Below are 13,947 nucleotides of genomic sequence, written 5' to 3'. Positions count from 1 at the left end.
CGAAATTTGTAAACATCAAGATATCAGCGCAAAAAGAAAGGTGGGACTTTGAGGTGTGTAAAATATTTGGACAGTGCATGTCTAATATTTTGAAAAGCTGATTAAATTAGTGGTGGATGTTTACATTTAACCACGAATTACACAGGTTTGCACGATTTGCCATCTTATTCATAATCGGTATAATTCGTGGTTTTATAATTAAATCTTAAGCATATACACACTCATTCGCCCAAACATGAAAAAATCAAACATTCTAATTGTCGACGACAACCGAAGCGTTTTAAGTGCATTGGATCTGTTGTTATCGCCATACTGTGCAAAACTGAAATGTTTATCCTCGCCCAAAACCTTATTTGCCGAGCTGCAAACCGAAGACTACGATGTTGTTTTGTTGGATATGAACTTTACCGCTGGTATTAACAATGGGAATGAAGGCATTTATTGGTTAAACCAGATTCTGGAACAATACCCAGGCGTGAGTGTCGTAATGATTACGGCTTATGGCGATGTGGAATTGGCAGTGAAAGCGGTTCGTTCCGGAGCTACCGATTTTGTTCTGAAGCCTTGGGACAATGAAAAAATGATTGCAACCGTTGATACAGCCTGCAAGCTAAGTCAATCGAAGCGAGAGCTGAAAAAGATGCAGCTGAAAGAAAAGCAGTTCATCGAAGAGATTAATGGATCGAACAAAGATTTAATTGGCTCATCAGCTACATGGGAACGTGCCATGAAAATGGTTCGCAAAGTGGCCGATACCAATGCCAATGTTCTCATCACCGGTGAGAATGGAACAGGGAAAGAGTTGATTGCAAGAGAAATTCATCGAATTTCGAAACGATCCAACAAAGTAATGGTGAGTGTTGACATGGGGGCTGTGGCAGAATCCTTGTTCGAAAGCGAATTGTTCGGACACAAGAAGGGTGCCTTTACCGATGCGCATTCCGATAGAATGGGGAAAATAGAAGCTGCCAATAAGGGAACACTCTTTCTCGACGAAATAGGAAACCTTACCATGCCCATGCAGGCCAAATTACTGTCGGTGCTTCAGAACAGGATGCTTACCAAGGTGGGAGACAACCAGGCAACAAAGGTTGATTTGCGACTGATTTGCGCCACAAATGGAAACCTTAAGCAAATGGTATCCGAGGGCAATTTTAGAGAGGATCTTCTCTATCGAATCAATACCATACACATTGAAGTGCCACCTTTGCGCGACCGTAAAGATGATATCCCAGAACTGGCAGAATTCTTTGTGAACAAGTATGCCGATAAGTATGGAAAGGACCTAAAGATAAGCAGTCAGGCCATTTCGAAATTGAGCGATTACACTTGGCCGGGAAATGTAAGAGAGTTGCAGCATTCGGTTGAGAAGGCGGTAATACTTTCGGATGCTCAGCAGCTAAATGCAGGCGATTTTGTTTTCAAGAACGACGACATGAACAATGTTTCCAACTTTGGAGGAACCCTGGAAGATATGGAAGCACAACTGATTGCTTCGGCCATTGAAAAACATGCCGGAAACCTTTCAGCCGTATCAACACAGTTGGGCATTTCTCGTCAAACCCTCTACAATAAAATCAAGAAGTATGGGCTATAAGAATTACAACCTGGCACTTTGGATTAGAATGCTAATCCTGTTGACTACCGCCATTTCATGTGGTTATGCCATTGCCACAGCATCCTATCTGTCTCTTTCATTTTTTGCTCTGATGATGTTGCTTGAAGTTTGGGAACTCACTCGATTCCTGAACAAAACCCACAAACAGATCGATTTTTTTATCAAGGCCATTAAGAACGAGGATACCACCCTTCGTTTTCCCGAAAAATCAGGCAATAGCATTATTAACGAATTGCATCATAGTTTAAACGAACTAAATGGCATATTGCAGCAAGTGCAAACCAAATCCCGAATCAGGGAAAAGTACTTTGGCGAAATCTTACAGAACATATCCACCGGAGTAATTGTGCTATCGGAAAACACGCACATTACCGATGTAAATTCGGCTGCACTCGAACTTTTGGGATTGCCTGCGCTTACACACATCAGTCAATTGAATAGAATCGATACCCGATTTACCAATTCATTGCTTGAGATTTCGAACCGACAGAAGCAGGTTCTCGAATTGTCAACACCTAAGGAGAGAGTTCAGATCAGTACGGCATGTTCGGTGATTCGAATCGATCAGGAAGACATTAAGTTGATTACTCTGCAAGATATTAGGGGAGAGCTGGAACGAAAAGAGGTAGATGCCTGGATCAAACTGATACGAGTGTTGAGTCACGAAATCATGAACTCCCTGGCTCCGGTGACTTCCATCGCGCAATCGCTGAAGCGCATTTGGGAGGAGAAATCAGAAATGATTGTAGATGAAAATCTGGAAACAGAAGTAGGTAAAACCGTGAACGGACTAGGCGTGATCACCGAAATGAGCGAGGCATTGATCCATTTCGTGAAATCCTATCGCATGTTGTCAAAGCCTCCTAAACCAATTTTGAGTAGTGTAAACTCCATCGAGTTTTTCGACCGATTAAGCATTCTACTTTCTCCTATTAAGGAGGAGTTTGCCGGCGAATTACAGATTCAAACCCCCAAAAGATCCTTCGATTTTGTAGCCGACGAACAGATGATTGTTCAGGTAATTATCAATTTGGTGAAGAATGCCAAGGAAGCATTCAACGGAGAGGCCGAGACAGGAAAGATAAGTGTGAACTGCAACAAGAAAGGACCCATTTGTGAGATCAATGTAGTGGACAATGGTCCGGGCATTCCTGCCGAAATTGCCGATGAAATCTTTATTCCATTCTTCACCACCAAGACCAATGGCAGCGGCGTTGGCCTAAGCTATTCCCGACAAATTATTCGCGCCCATGGCGGCAGTTTGTATTGCAGTTCCAAACCAAATCAAACTGTGTTTAAATTGAGGTGGTGATCTTTTTTTTCCTCCAGATAAATCTGGAGGCTACTCAGAATCTGGAGGAAATTCATATTCTGGTGGCCATTTAAACCTGCATGATTATATTCTTTCCATTTTAGAATTACCTCTGCCTTTGAATTGCCTCGGGCTTTAGCCCGAGGAATATAAACACAATATCCTCCAGAAATTATGTAGGATATTTTAAAGATATTATGTATTTTTAATAGCAAATCAAAAAAACAATATTATGTCATCAGCCGGTCATGTATTCGATATGATTCGTAGATTGAGAGGCAATCGTGCCCAACTCACCTCTAACAAAGAAGGATTCCGCGATAATATAGAGATCAAAGAAAAGCGCAGAACCTTTGTACGCTTCAAAAAAATCTCCAAAGAAGAAATGAAGGAGGTAAAAGAGAACATTCGCTCTAAAGCCAAACGCGAAAAACGCAGATACTACATTGCCTCTGTTGTGGTGAGTGTCATTTTGATTGTTGCATTGATTTTTATTTTGAAATAGGACCTTTGTTTTCCTCCAGATTTATCTGAATTGCTACGGGTTTTATGAATTGCCTTGGACTGAATTCCCTCGGGTTTCAACCCGAGGAATATAAAAAATCATTTCATCCAAAATTAAAATAAAGCCATATGCCACATATAAAAGTGTATATTCATTTTGTATGGAGTACCAAGTGCAGAGAGCCTTTTCTTGACACTCCTGAGTTGAGAAATAAGATGTGGAATCACATCAAAAAAAATGCAAAGGAAAAAGGAATTCATGTCGATTTTATCAATGGGTATAAGGATCATTGTCATTGTTTGGTATCATTAGGAAGCAATCAAACTTTGAGTAAAATCATGGGCTTGATAAAGGGAGAATCATCACATTGGATCAATGAATGTGTTTTCCAGAAACCATTGTTTCAATGGCAAGAAGAATATTATGCGGTCTCTGTTAGCCAATCCATGCTCAATAAGGTAAGGGAGTACATCAAGAATCAAGAAACACACCATAGCCATAAATCATTTGATGAGGAGGAGAATGAGCTAATAGAGAAATATGGATTTGTGAAATATTCTGGGGTATGATTTTTATTCCTCCAGATAAATCTGGAGGCAATTTATAATCTGGAGGCAATTCAAAATCTGGAGCAATTCAAAATCTGGAGACAACTCAGAATTGTTCGAGCTTTGAACTCCCTTGGACTTTGAATTGCCTCGGACTTTGAATTGCCTCGGACTTTAGTCCGAGGATAAAATATAAATAAACAAACACATCATGTCACCAAAACAAACCATACAAAAATGGGTAGAGGCCTTTAACCAAGGCGATGCCGACCAAATAGCCGAATTTTACCATCACGATGCCATTAACCACCAGGTGGCCAATGAGCCTGTAGAGGGGAAGGAGGCCATTCGTAAAATGTTTGCCGAAGAATTGGCTGCGGCCGACATGACCTGCATCGTAGAAAACATCTTCGAAGATGGCGATTGGGCCATACTCGAATGGAAAGATCCATTGGGACTGCGAGGTTGCGGATTCTTTCAAATCATAGATGGCAAAATCAAATTTCAGCGCGGTTATTGGGATAAACTCTCATTCCTGCGAATGCATAATTTGTGTCCTCCAGATGAATCTGGAGGCAATTTATAATCTGGAGGCAATTCACAATCTGGAGACAATTTATAATCTGGAGGAATTCAAAATCTGGAGACAACTCAGAATTGTTCGAGCTTTGAATTGCCTCGGGCCTGAATTCCCTCGGACTTTGAATTGCCTCGGACTTTAGTCCGAGGAATGAAAAATAAAACAGATAATCCATCCATAAATCGAGAAATGGATGTACTTTTAAACAATAATTAAATTATCTACCAAGAATAATCATATGAAAAAATTACTAACACTAGCACTTATCCTAAGTGCTACACTTTTTGTACAAGCCCAAAAGTATGAGTTGGCTTTAAATCTTGAAGTGGGGAAGGTGTACATTCAGAAGTCGAATGCAAAAATGACCATTACCCAAAATTTTAACGGCATGCCAATCGAAATTGGTATGAATGTAAAAGGGGATTATACATTTAAGGTAATGAGTGCTGATAATAATCAGTATAATATGGAGGTGAATTACACTACCGTTGAGATGGAAATGGAAAGTGCACAGGGAAAAAGCTCATTCAGCTCCAATAATCCAAACGAACAAGATATCATGTCAACCATGTTATCAAGAATGATTAACAAGCCTTTTACGATGATCATGAGTCAAAGTGGAAAGGTAGTTGAGATCAATGGAATCGATAATCTTTTCGGGAGTTTATTCGAGGGATACGATCTTACAGAGCAACAGAAAGAGCAAATATTGGCACAGCTAAAACAATCATATGGTGCAAAGGCCATTAAAGGAAGTTTTGAGCAGATCACCGCCATTTACCCGGAGGAAAAAGTGAAATTGGGTAAAAAATGGTCGACCGAAACCAATATAGAGGCGGGCATGTCGGTGAATTTAACCACCAATTTCGAACTAAAGGCTGCCAATAGCGAGTACTTTCTAATTCATGGAGAAGGCGACCTGGTTAGCAATTCTAATGCCCCATATGTAAAGCAAAATGGCATGGACATTAAGATTTTGGTAGACGGACATTTGACTTCGGACATTAAAATTGACCGAAAAACCGGTTGGATTATTGATGCCACCATTGTTCAGAACCTAAGCGGAAATACCGAGCTTAAGGCTAGCGAGCAAATGCCTGATGGCATGAGCATCCCAATGACCATAAAATCAAAATCGGTAATCACAAACTAAAGATGTTCGGCATAATGCCGATTGTTATAGATCAGATGCCCCAAATCATTGCGATTTGGGGTTTGTTTTTTTTGTCCTCCAGATAAATCTGGAGGCAATTCTGAATCTGGAGGACAGAATTCCCTCGGGCTTTGAATTGCCTCGGACTTTAGTCCGAGGAGAGAAAAAAAATTCCCCAAAACCAAAGGCCATGGGGACAAACCAGATGTCAGAAAATTTACCATTAACTTTATGCATCACAGTTTAAAAGAGGAAAGGGGAAAAAGGAAAGGGGAAATTATTCTTCTGTTTCGTTTACAACTTCTTCGTTCACTTCTGTGTTTTCGGCTTCCTCCTTTGTGGCTTTAGGAGTAGGTGCCGGAAATCTAAACCACTTCAATAAATCCTCGTCATCTTCGTACATAATGCGTGCGGCCTTAAAATAGATGGCCAGCTTTTCGTACAAAGCATTCAGGGCAATGGTACGCTCTTCGGTAGCACGATTACGTTTCAGGATACAGTCCGATTGCTCATCCATAAAGCCTTTTAGCTTATCGCGATGTGCCAGAATCGCAGAAAAGGTATCCTCTGTCCATCCTTCTGCGGTAAGTGCCTCTTTGTACTTGTTGGCAATCATGTCGAAATCGGTTAGGAAAAGATACATCAACTTGCCACTTTTGCGGGCATTGTCGTAATCATTAAAACCAAACTGATTCCATACCTTCTTATCGTTCGGGAATCCCATTTCGATATCGAACTTGCATCTTTGGAAAAACTTACCCGATGCTGCCAATTCCTTATTCACATTCTCGGTGGCCTTGGCCTGAATGTCGATATAGGTATTGTCCGAAGGAATGTTACTGGCTGTTTCGAACAAAGTTTTCAGTTCAGCCTGCGTTTCTGCGGTAAAATGAGGCGAGAAAGCCACAAACTCATCATGCTTGTCGTTGATGATGTTAATACTTTGACTCGAAAAAATAATAAAATTGGCATCTCCGCCATTGTAAGATCTGGATTGTCCCATAATCATAAGTTTTAAGTTTAAGATTTACAATATGGAAATTAATGGGAACTTTTTGAATATGCAATAAAATGGATGGAAAATAATATGTAAATAAATTTCGATCGCCCTGTAAGGCTTGTAAATGCTAGTTGTTTGGGAGTTATTGTTTTTATTTATAAAATATTTACACTTTATTAATAAAAACTATGAAAAACAAGAAGAAAGAGCTGTATTGTCAATAAATACGGCTATCATAGGCTTTTTAGGCAAGAAAAATAGCTCATGTAAGGGTAAGCCAAAGAAGAAATGAAGCACCTTTGAAACAAAACTAAATTTCCTAAGGATGTAAAGTGCACATTTAAGGGGAGAGCAAGCATAGTTAAGATGGAAAGACACTATATTGTTAAGATTTGAAGGAAGTTTAGGAAAGGAAGCCCTTAGCCACAGACAAAAGATCAAAAGCCAAAAGCTAGTTATGCTTAGCCAAAGACCTTCCGCTCTTAGCCAATCACATTCCGAGCTTAGCCAGAGACTTTCCGTCCTTAGCCAAACACTTTCCGAGCTAAGCCAAAGGCATTCCGCCATTAGCCAATGGTTTTCCGAGCTTAGCCAAAAGCGTTCCGCCCTTAGCCAAAGACATTCCGTCCTTAGCCAAAGGCTTTCCGCCGCTCGGTTGAAGCTTTCCGCCGCCGCCAAGAGATGGGGAAGCAGCGGAATACCACAAAGGTGCGAGAACAAGAGACAGACTAGCAAGAATAGCCCTTAAAATGGAAGGGGAAAGGGGTGGAATACTGACGACAAACATAAAAAGAGCTTAGAGTGTTTATATTTATCTGATTACGGAATAATGGGTTCAGCAGGAAAAGGATTAATGGCTGACAACAAGAATGTAATTACAGATGTTAAGTGATTGATATAATTTTATTAACTTTGACATAACCCAAACAACATTGACTATTACTTATGCGTAACCCAAACTGGAGTGAGGAAGAACTCATTCTCGCTTTTAACCTCTATTTGAAAACGGAGTACCGGAAGATAACTCCCAAAAATCCACAAATAATTGAGTTGGCCAATATTATTGGACGAACTGCTGGCGCGGTAAGTTTTAAGTTGTCAAACTTGGCGAGTTTAGACCCTGCGGTAAAAAGGGCAGGTAAAAAAGGACATGCCAATGCGGGTAAAGCAACCGAGGAGATTTTCGAAAAATTCCAGAACGACAGGGAAGGCCTAATATACCAAAGTGAGAAGATACTGGCCGAACGCGAAGGATTAAGCCTTGAAAATAAATACGAAGCGGAATTGCCAGAAGCCAACAATTTGGTAGGAGAAACGAAGGAAAGATATGTGAAGACGCGGGTAAACCAAAACTTTTTCCGCCAGATGATTCTCACCAACTACCACAGCAAATGTGCGGTAACAGGCATTGACTTGCCGCAGCTATTAATAGCCAGCCACATTTTGCCATGGGCACAAAACAAAGCCGAACGCCTGAACCCCGAAAATGGCATTTGCCTTTCGGCACTATACGACAAGGCCTTCGACCAACACCTAATTAGTTTCGATGAGGATTACCGACTCATCCTCTCAACAAACCTGAAAGAACACTGCACCAAATCATACTACCAAACACATTTCGGAAAACTGGAAGGACAGGAAATGATCTTGCCGGATAAATGGTTGCCGAAAAAGGAGTTTTTGGAGTGGCATAGGGCAGTAATTAAATAATGACTTAAATAACAAGAATAAGATATGAGCAATAATTTGTTACAAATAGATTTACAGGAAGAGTTTAAAATTAAGATCGATGAACCGAATAAATTAGAAGAATCCTTTTTTAAAGATATATTTAATAGAGCTGCACAAGTAACTGCAGATATTCTCAAACTTGATCCCAAAGTATCAAAACAAAAGAGTCATTTTTTTGTAAATCAAGAAAATGAGTATAATAATATAATTTCTTTTTGTGGTGAAAGAGGAACGGGAAAGAGCTCAGCTATGATTACTTATGCCCGAAGTTTAATTAATATAAATGATGCGGAATACATTAAGACTGTAAAGGTTAATGATGAATTAAAATTATCGGATTTCAATTTTAAAAGTCTGGAGGTAATAGACCCATCAATGTTCGAGAAGGGTGAAAATATTTTTGAAATTATTTTGGCACAACTTTTTTTATCATTTGAAAATGAGTTGAAAGATTTAGATTCAAATAAAAAATTGAATGAAAAACGTGAATTACTTGAAGCTTTTGAAAAAGTGTATGAGAATTTACAAACAGTAAGGAAAAATGGTAAAAAATATGATGGAGAAGCTTTAGAAACTTTAAGTAAATTAGCATGTGGTGCTAATCTGAGAAATAATTTTAAGGAGTTAGTTAATTTATATCTTAAGTTTATTTCAAATAGTGAAAGAGAATCTATTTTAGTGATCGCCATTGATGATTTTGATTTAAATGTAGAAGCTGTTGCAGAAATGGCAGAACAGATTCGTAAATATTTAATGATACCTAAGGTGGTAATATTAATGGCTGTAAATATTGAACTCTTAAATCAAGCTAAGAAGAATGATATAATGGATAAAATGCCATTAGAGTATCAGAATGATATGGATACTAATGAATATCACTATATCGCAACTAGATTCACTTCAAAATTTATTCCAGAGAAAAATAGACTTTACCTCCCAAATTTAAAATTTTCTAATAACACTAATCTAATTAAAATCAATGGGGAAGTTAAAGGTATTGAGGAATTTGTATTAGAAGAAATTTATGAAAAAACAGGTATTATATTAGTTGCAAATAGAAATGAATCTCCCTTGATAGTTCCAGAAACAATAAGAGAATTAAAACATTTGCTTCATTTCCTTGATAGATTAGATACGATAGTTCCTTTGCATCTTAATCCAGATGAGAATAATAGAAGAATATTGAAATCAAATTTGAGTAAGTTTAATACATACCTTACCGAATATTGGGCTACGGTTAATCTATCAGAAGAATATAAAAATTTACTAAAAGAGCTGGATAGAATTGATTTCTCACAAAAGAATCAATTCGTCATAAGTAAAGTGATAAATAAATATCATATTGATTTTGCAAAAACTAGAAAGACAAAGGCTAATAGTGATATTGAGGCTCTTTACAAAGCTGTTCCTAACAGTGAGTCAATAGGAACAGCATTTATTAAGGTAATAGATAAGAGCAATAATTATGCGAATATATCTATCGGAGATGTTATTAAATTTTTTAAATCTTTGATTAGTATGCATAACTCTGCTGAGGATAAATTATTATATCTGATTTTTAAAATTAAATACTCATCATATATTATTGATGATTTAATTGTTGAAAAAAAGCATAGGAACACGATTTGTTTAATAAATGGTTTTGTAAATAATTTTGAAACTAATTTTATTCAAAATGAAACTATTGCAGTAGCTAATAGAAATGGAAGAAGTAATTATAGATTATTGTCTAGGCAGCATTTTAAAATAAACTACTCATTGCTAAAAACTAGGAAGTATGGAAATCAAGAGTTAAACAAAGTTGAGATAAAAAATGTTGAATTGCTTCATTATTTTATTAATCACTTTGGACATGAGGAGTTTAAACGTCCTTTTGAGTCAGTTTATTCTACTATATTCGATGAAACAGTTAATAATATTCAGAAAGCATTTTTTGATATTTTAATGCCTGTAGTTTCACAATTTTATAGTGATGAAATAAAGGTTATAAACGATGCCGATAGTGGAACTATTGATATGAAATCATGGTTTGAATTAGGTTATGTTTCAATCCTACCTATTTATAGTATAGATTTACTAGATTCAATATTAGATGTTAACGCGTTATACTATAAGAATTTTGCATCCACAATAAGCTATTTTGAGATAGTAAAAGGATTTTATTCAAAATTAGAACATCGTATTAAAGATGTTACAGAAGGAAATGTATGGGGTAATTTTATAGTTGAGAGTTTTACTTCTCACCCAGTCATGAAAGGAGTAAATAATGCTGATGATGATTTAAAACAGCTAATTAATGAATTGAGAGTTGAAGAAAAAGGGGAAGCTCCATATATTTTAATTATTAAAGAGCTTAATAATTTTATTAAACAATCATTAAATACTAAAGCAAAAACTTATACAGGATATAGAAGGTTCATAAGTAAGACAATTAAAAATACATTAAAGTATAGTAGAGAGCAATTTAGAAGTCATGTTTTTATGAATACTCTTCATGACATGAGGTCAGGGAATTTATTAAGAGTTCTCTCAGATGTGATTGATGAAATTGATTCTGATCTAATTGAAGAGTTAACAATTGAGTTTAAAGATGAATTCATAGAAGATTTTCAAGGAATAGAAACAGATTATGATATAGCAGAATCTCCAGTAGAGTTAAATGACGAATCCAAAATATATGATCTAATAGATTATCTTACGGAGTTAAAAGAATTAGAAATAGAGTTTGAATCTGATGATAGAAGCCTTATTGAGAATCTAGAGATTGAGATTAGCCAGGCATTATTAAGAGGACTTGCTAGTAAATTAATTGTAAAATAAATGAATAATCTAAGAGCAACTATAGATATTCTTTTTCGCAAATTACTACCTAACCAAGCGATAAATTCCTATTTCAATTTAAGGAGATCAGATAACTTGGTTGAATCTGCATGGAAAACAGATGAAAATCAAAGCCAAGTTTTCTACCATTTAGATTATTATTCCCACAATGAGTTAGGGAATGTATGGCAGAAGGTTCAAGAAGATTGGGCATTGGATGCTGATACAGGGAAAGTTTCAGTATTTGGCTTATTACATGAGTTTGGAAAGAATACTTTAAAGCAGATTGGTCATGATTTGGCTGTGGACTATCCCCAATTATTACGCTGGAGAGAATTGTCACATTTGGTTGGAGAGGATTTGTTGACTACTTGCTTTTTAGCGCAGAGGGATAAAGTATCAAGGCATCAGAGAACTTTTTTTGCTTGGCGCCCTGTCTTGAGTACCAATAATCATCGATTAAAAGTAATGCTGGAAAAGGGAGTGGCGGAAAATCACTTCCATTTGCAAGGGTCTGCACCTCATAGTCAGATAACATGGATTGCTTTGATGAACCGAGTAACTAATCGCAAAAAGGATTTTAAAGATTTTCTGGAAAAAGGAAAATTAGAGCCTGAAACAAGTTATGGTACCAATGCGGAACGATCGGATTTGTATGTATTGGTATTAAAGGCGGCATACATTCGTCTATTTTTATTCCAAATACTTCAAGGAGTCAAACACAATGAAAAATTATTCTCCAATAAGAATTTGGAAGTTCTTTTGAATTCGAAAACAGATCCTGATGGTTTGAGCATGATTTCAAATGTGAATGATTTGCAAAGAGAAATCAACAGCAATAGAATTTTGTTTGGGAAGCTGATAGATCCTAGTGTGGAAGTTGGGATTCCTGATTATTGTATTCCCAAGAATATTCATGAACAAAATTTTAATGGTAACATTTTGCTATGTGGAGAAAGAAAATTCTTATACGATTGTTTTCAAGCTTATTTTCAAGGGAACAAAAATTTCTTACCATATGCAGATCTATTCTATGCCTACTTGTTGATCAAATCGAAGTTTAGAGAAGAGATGATACAGGTAAATAAGAATGTCGGGTTTTCTAACTTTCAGAATTATCAGAATAGGAAGAAGATGTTTCTTACAAACAAAAGAGAAATATATCTGAAGGCTTTAAATTGTATGGCTGTACAAACGTCTAAAGACAATCAGGCAATAGAAAGTTTTGAAACTCGAATTCCTCCTCAAAATTCAAAGTATGAGAATCGAGAAATTCTTAATAGTTTGGATAAGGCATGTAACTCTAAAATCTTCTCAGATCCAAATCACTCGCATATCAATGAATTTCTAAAGAGATATGAAAAGAATGGAGAAGAAAAGAAAGAGGATTTCTTTTACGTACCTCATTTTATTAAGAAGGACGATAAGGTAAAGACTAAAAAAGAAATCGAGAAATTGATGAATAGTTTGACATCTAGAGATTCCAAAGTTAGGCAACAGGTTAAGGTACAAGCTCAAGCTTTGGTGGCATTGCGCAATGGTATCAATCAAGCCGCAAAACGCATTTATGGTATTGATGCTGCTTCTTCAGAATTTTCATGTAGACCAGAAGCTTTCGCACAGGCCTATCGCTTTTTAAAATATCAGCGTTTGGATGGTCGATTCGATCAGTTGAGAGAGAAGAAAGACATGCCTGTTTTAAAGGCAACTTTCCATGCTGGCGAGGATTTCTACGATGTGGTAGATGGGTTGAGAGCAATAGATGAAGCCATTAAATTTTTGAACCTTGAAGAGGGGGATCGTTTGGGACATGCATTGGCTTTGGGAATCAATCCTCGGGAATATTACGAAGGGAAACACAAAGATTTGATGCTGCCAAAGCAATGGCATCTGGATAATATTTCATGGTTGATCTCAAGAATTAACAAGTACAATCTTCACGAACATGCCTCTTATGCAAGTTATTTGCAATGGGAGTTTCGAACGCTATTCAATGAAATTTACGGACATGAAAAAGATTTGCAGGATGTTTCTCCTGAATTGTATTATGAGGGATGGAAGTTAAGAGGTGATGATCCGACATTATATAGTTCAGATGGTAAATTTAAAGAACATCAAAATATTACCTTTTGGCAGCGATGTGCGGTTAATGAAGTTTATCCTGATGGAGGGGCAAAACGTAAGGTGGGAATGGTAAATAAGCTGTATTATCTCTATCATTTTGATGTAGAAGCAAAGAATAAGGGAGCAAAGATCAAACGTTTTGAAGTAAAGAATGAATACATCAAGGTGGTGGAATCGGTGCAGAAACATTTTCAATTAGAGGTAGCTGAGAAACATTTGGGGATAGAAACCAATCCATCATCGAATTACTTAATCGGCACTTTCAAGCGATACGATAAACATCCATTGGTGAATTTCTACAATTTGGGTTTGGAGTTAGATCCACAGAAATTGCAGAATTGTCCACAGTTGTTTGTCTCTATAAATACAGATGATCAAGGTGTATTTAATACCTACTTGGAAAATGAATATGCTTTAATGGCATTGGCCTTAGAGAAAATGGAAGATGAAGATGGGAAGAAGATCTACAAACCAGCTATGATATATGACTGGTTAGATCGCATAAGGCAAATGGGATTAGAAATGAGTTTTAAGCAAGAATAATAATTGATTATTA

At 36.9% G+C, this 13,947-nt stretch carries 10 protein-coding genes; 9 read left to right on the top strand and 1 reads right to left on the bottom strand.

Annotation, left to right across the window (positions count from 1 at the left end):
* The first annotated feature begins 235 nt into the window (after positions 1 to 235).
* The 6 genes from DF185_RS13295 (at position 236) to DF185_RS13270 (ending at position 5,716) form a co-directional block, all read left to right on the top strand.
* The gene (locus tag DF185_RS13295) at positions 236 to 1,597 is read left to right on the top strand and encodes a sigma-54-dependent transcriptional regulator (RefSeq protein WP_110361233.1); all 1,362 of its coding nucleotides are present in this window, start codon (positions 236 to 238) and stop codon (positions 1,595 to 1,597) included.
* On the top strand, positions 1,587 to 2,930 hold the full coding sequence (locus DF185_RS13290; RefSeq protein ID WP_165836030.1) for a sensor histidine kinase: 1,344 nt from the start codon (positions 1,587 to 1,589) through the stop codon (positions 2,928 to 2,930). Before DF185_RS13295 ends, DF185_RS13290 begins: the two co-directional genes overlap by 11 nt.
* A 232-nt stretch (positions 2,931 to 3,162) precedes the next feature.
* A complete protein-coding gene (locus DF185_RS13285) occupies positions 3,163 to 3,435 on the top strand; it encodes a hypothetical protein (RefSeq protein WP_110361231.1) in 273 nt (90 codons plus the stop codon).
* 128 nt (positions 3,436 to 3,563) lie between these two features.
* Positions 3,564 to 4,004 carry an IS200/IS605 family transposase gene (tnpA, locus tag DF185_RS13280; protein WP_110361230.1) on the top strand — a complete coding sequence of 147 codons (441 nt, stop codon included), beginning with the start codon at positions 3,564 to 3,566 and terminating at the stop codon, positions 4,002 to 4,004.
* A gap of 190 nt (positions 4,005 to 4,194) precedes the next feature.
* Positions 4,195 to 4,569: a nuclear transport factor 2 family protein gene (locus DF185_RS13275; RefSeq protein WP_110361229.1), complete on the top strand. Its 375-nt coding sequence runs from the start codon at positions 4,195 to 4,197 to the stop codon at positions 4,567 to 4,569.
* A 232-nt stretch (positions 4,570 to 4,801) separates the two neighbouring features.
* A complete protein-coding gene (locus tag DF185_RS13270) occupies positions 4,802 to 5,716 on the top strand; it encodes a DUF6263 family protein (protein WP_110361228.1) in 915 nt (304 codons plus the stop codon).
* 277 nt (positions 5,717 to 5,993) lie between these two features.
* On the opposite strand, the gene DF185_RS13260 is transcribed toward DF185_RS13270, so the two are convergent.
* The gene (locus tag DF185_RS13260) at positions 5,994 to 6,719 is read right to left on the bottom strand and encodes a hypothetical protein (RefSeq protein ID WP_110361226.1); all 726 of its coding nucleotides are present in this window, start codon (positions 6,717 to 6,719) and stop codon (positions 5,994 to 5,996) included.
* 942 nt (positions 6,720 to 7,661) lie between these two features.
* Between DF185_RS13260 and DF185_RS13250 the strand changes: the two genes are divergently transcribed.
* From DF185_RS13250 to DF185_RS13240, 3 genes are read left to right on the top strand one after another with little or no spacing between them, the layout of a single operon-like run.
* A complete protein-coding gene (locus tag DF185_RS13250; protein WP_110361224.1) occupies positions 7,662 to 8,426 on the top strand; it encodes an HNH endonuclease in 765 nt (254 codons plus the stop codon).
* 24 nt (positions 8,427 to 8,450) lie between these two features.
* Positions 8,451 to 11,267, top strand: coding sequence for a hypothetical protein (locus tag DF185_RS13245; RefSeq protein ID WP_110361223.1), 2,817 nt, complete (start codon positions 8,451 to 8,453; stop codon positions 11,265 to 11,267).
* A complete protein-coding gene (locus DF185_RS13240) occupies positions 11,268 to 13,934 on the top strand; it encodes a hypothetical protein (RefSeq protein ID WP_110361222.1) in 2,667 nt (888 codons plus the stop codon). It begins immediately after the preceding gene.
* Positions 13,935 to 13,947 lie beyond the last annotated feature (13 nt).

The organism is Marinifilum breve, from assembly GCF_003202155.1.
Classification (GTDB): domain Bacteria; phylum Bacteroidota; class Bacteroidia; order Bacteroidales; family Marinifilaceae; genus Marinifilum; species Marinifilum breve.
Note: the sequence above shows the minus strand (reverse complement) of the source record. Positions and strands in the feature narration are given on the sequence as shown.

Coding starts and splice junctions, on each gene's coding strand:
- DF185_RS13295 (WP_110361233.1), top strand. CDS start 236: ATGAAAAAATCAAACATTCTAATTGTCGACGACAACCGAAGCGTTTTA.
- DF185_RS13290 (WP_165836030.1), top strand. CDS start 1,587: ATGGGCTATAAGAATTACAACCTGGCACTTTGGATTAGAATGCTAATC.
- DF185_RS13285 (WP_110361231.1), top strand. CDS start 3,163: ATGTCATCAGCCGGTCATGTATTCGATATGATTCGTAGATTGAGAGGC.
- tnpA (WP_110361230.1), top strand. CDS start 3,564: ATGCCACATATAAAAGTGTATATTCATTTTGTATGGAGTACCAAGTGC.
- DF185_RS13275 (WP_110361229.1), top strand. CDS start 4,195: ATGTCACCAAAACAAACCATACAAAAATGGGTAGAGGCCTTTAACCAA.
- DF185_RS13270 (WP_110361228.1), top strand. CDS start 4,802: ATGAAAAAATTACTAACACTAGCACTTATCCTAAGTGCTACACTTTTT.
- DF185_RS13260 (WP_110361226.1), bottom strand. CDS start 6,719: ATGGGACAATCCAGATCTTACAATGGCGGAGATGCCAATTTTATTATT.
- DF185_RS13250 (WP_110361224.1), top strand. CDS start 7,662: ATGCGTAACCCAAACTGGAGTGAGGAAGAACTCATTCTCGCTTTTAAC.
- DF185_RS13245 (WP_110361223.1), top strand. CDS start 8,451: ATGAGCAATAATTTGTTACAAATAGATTTACAGGAAGAGTTTAAAATT.
- DF185_RS13240 (WP_110361222.1), top strand. CDS start 11,268: ATGAATAATCTAAGAGCAACTATAGATATTCTTTTTCGCAAATTACTA.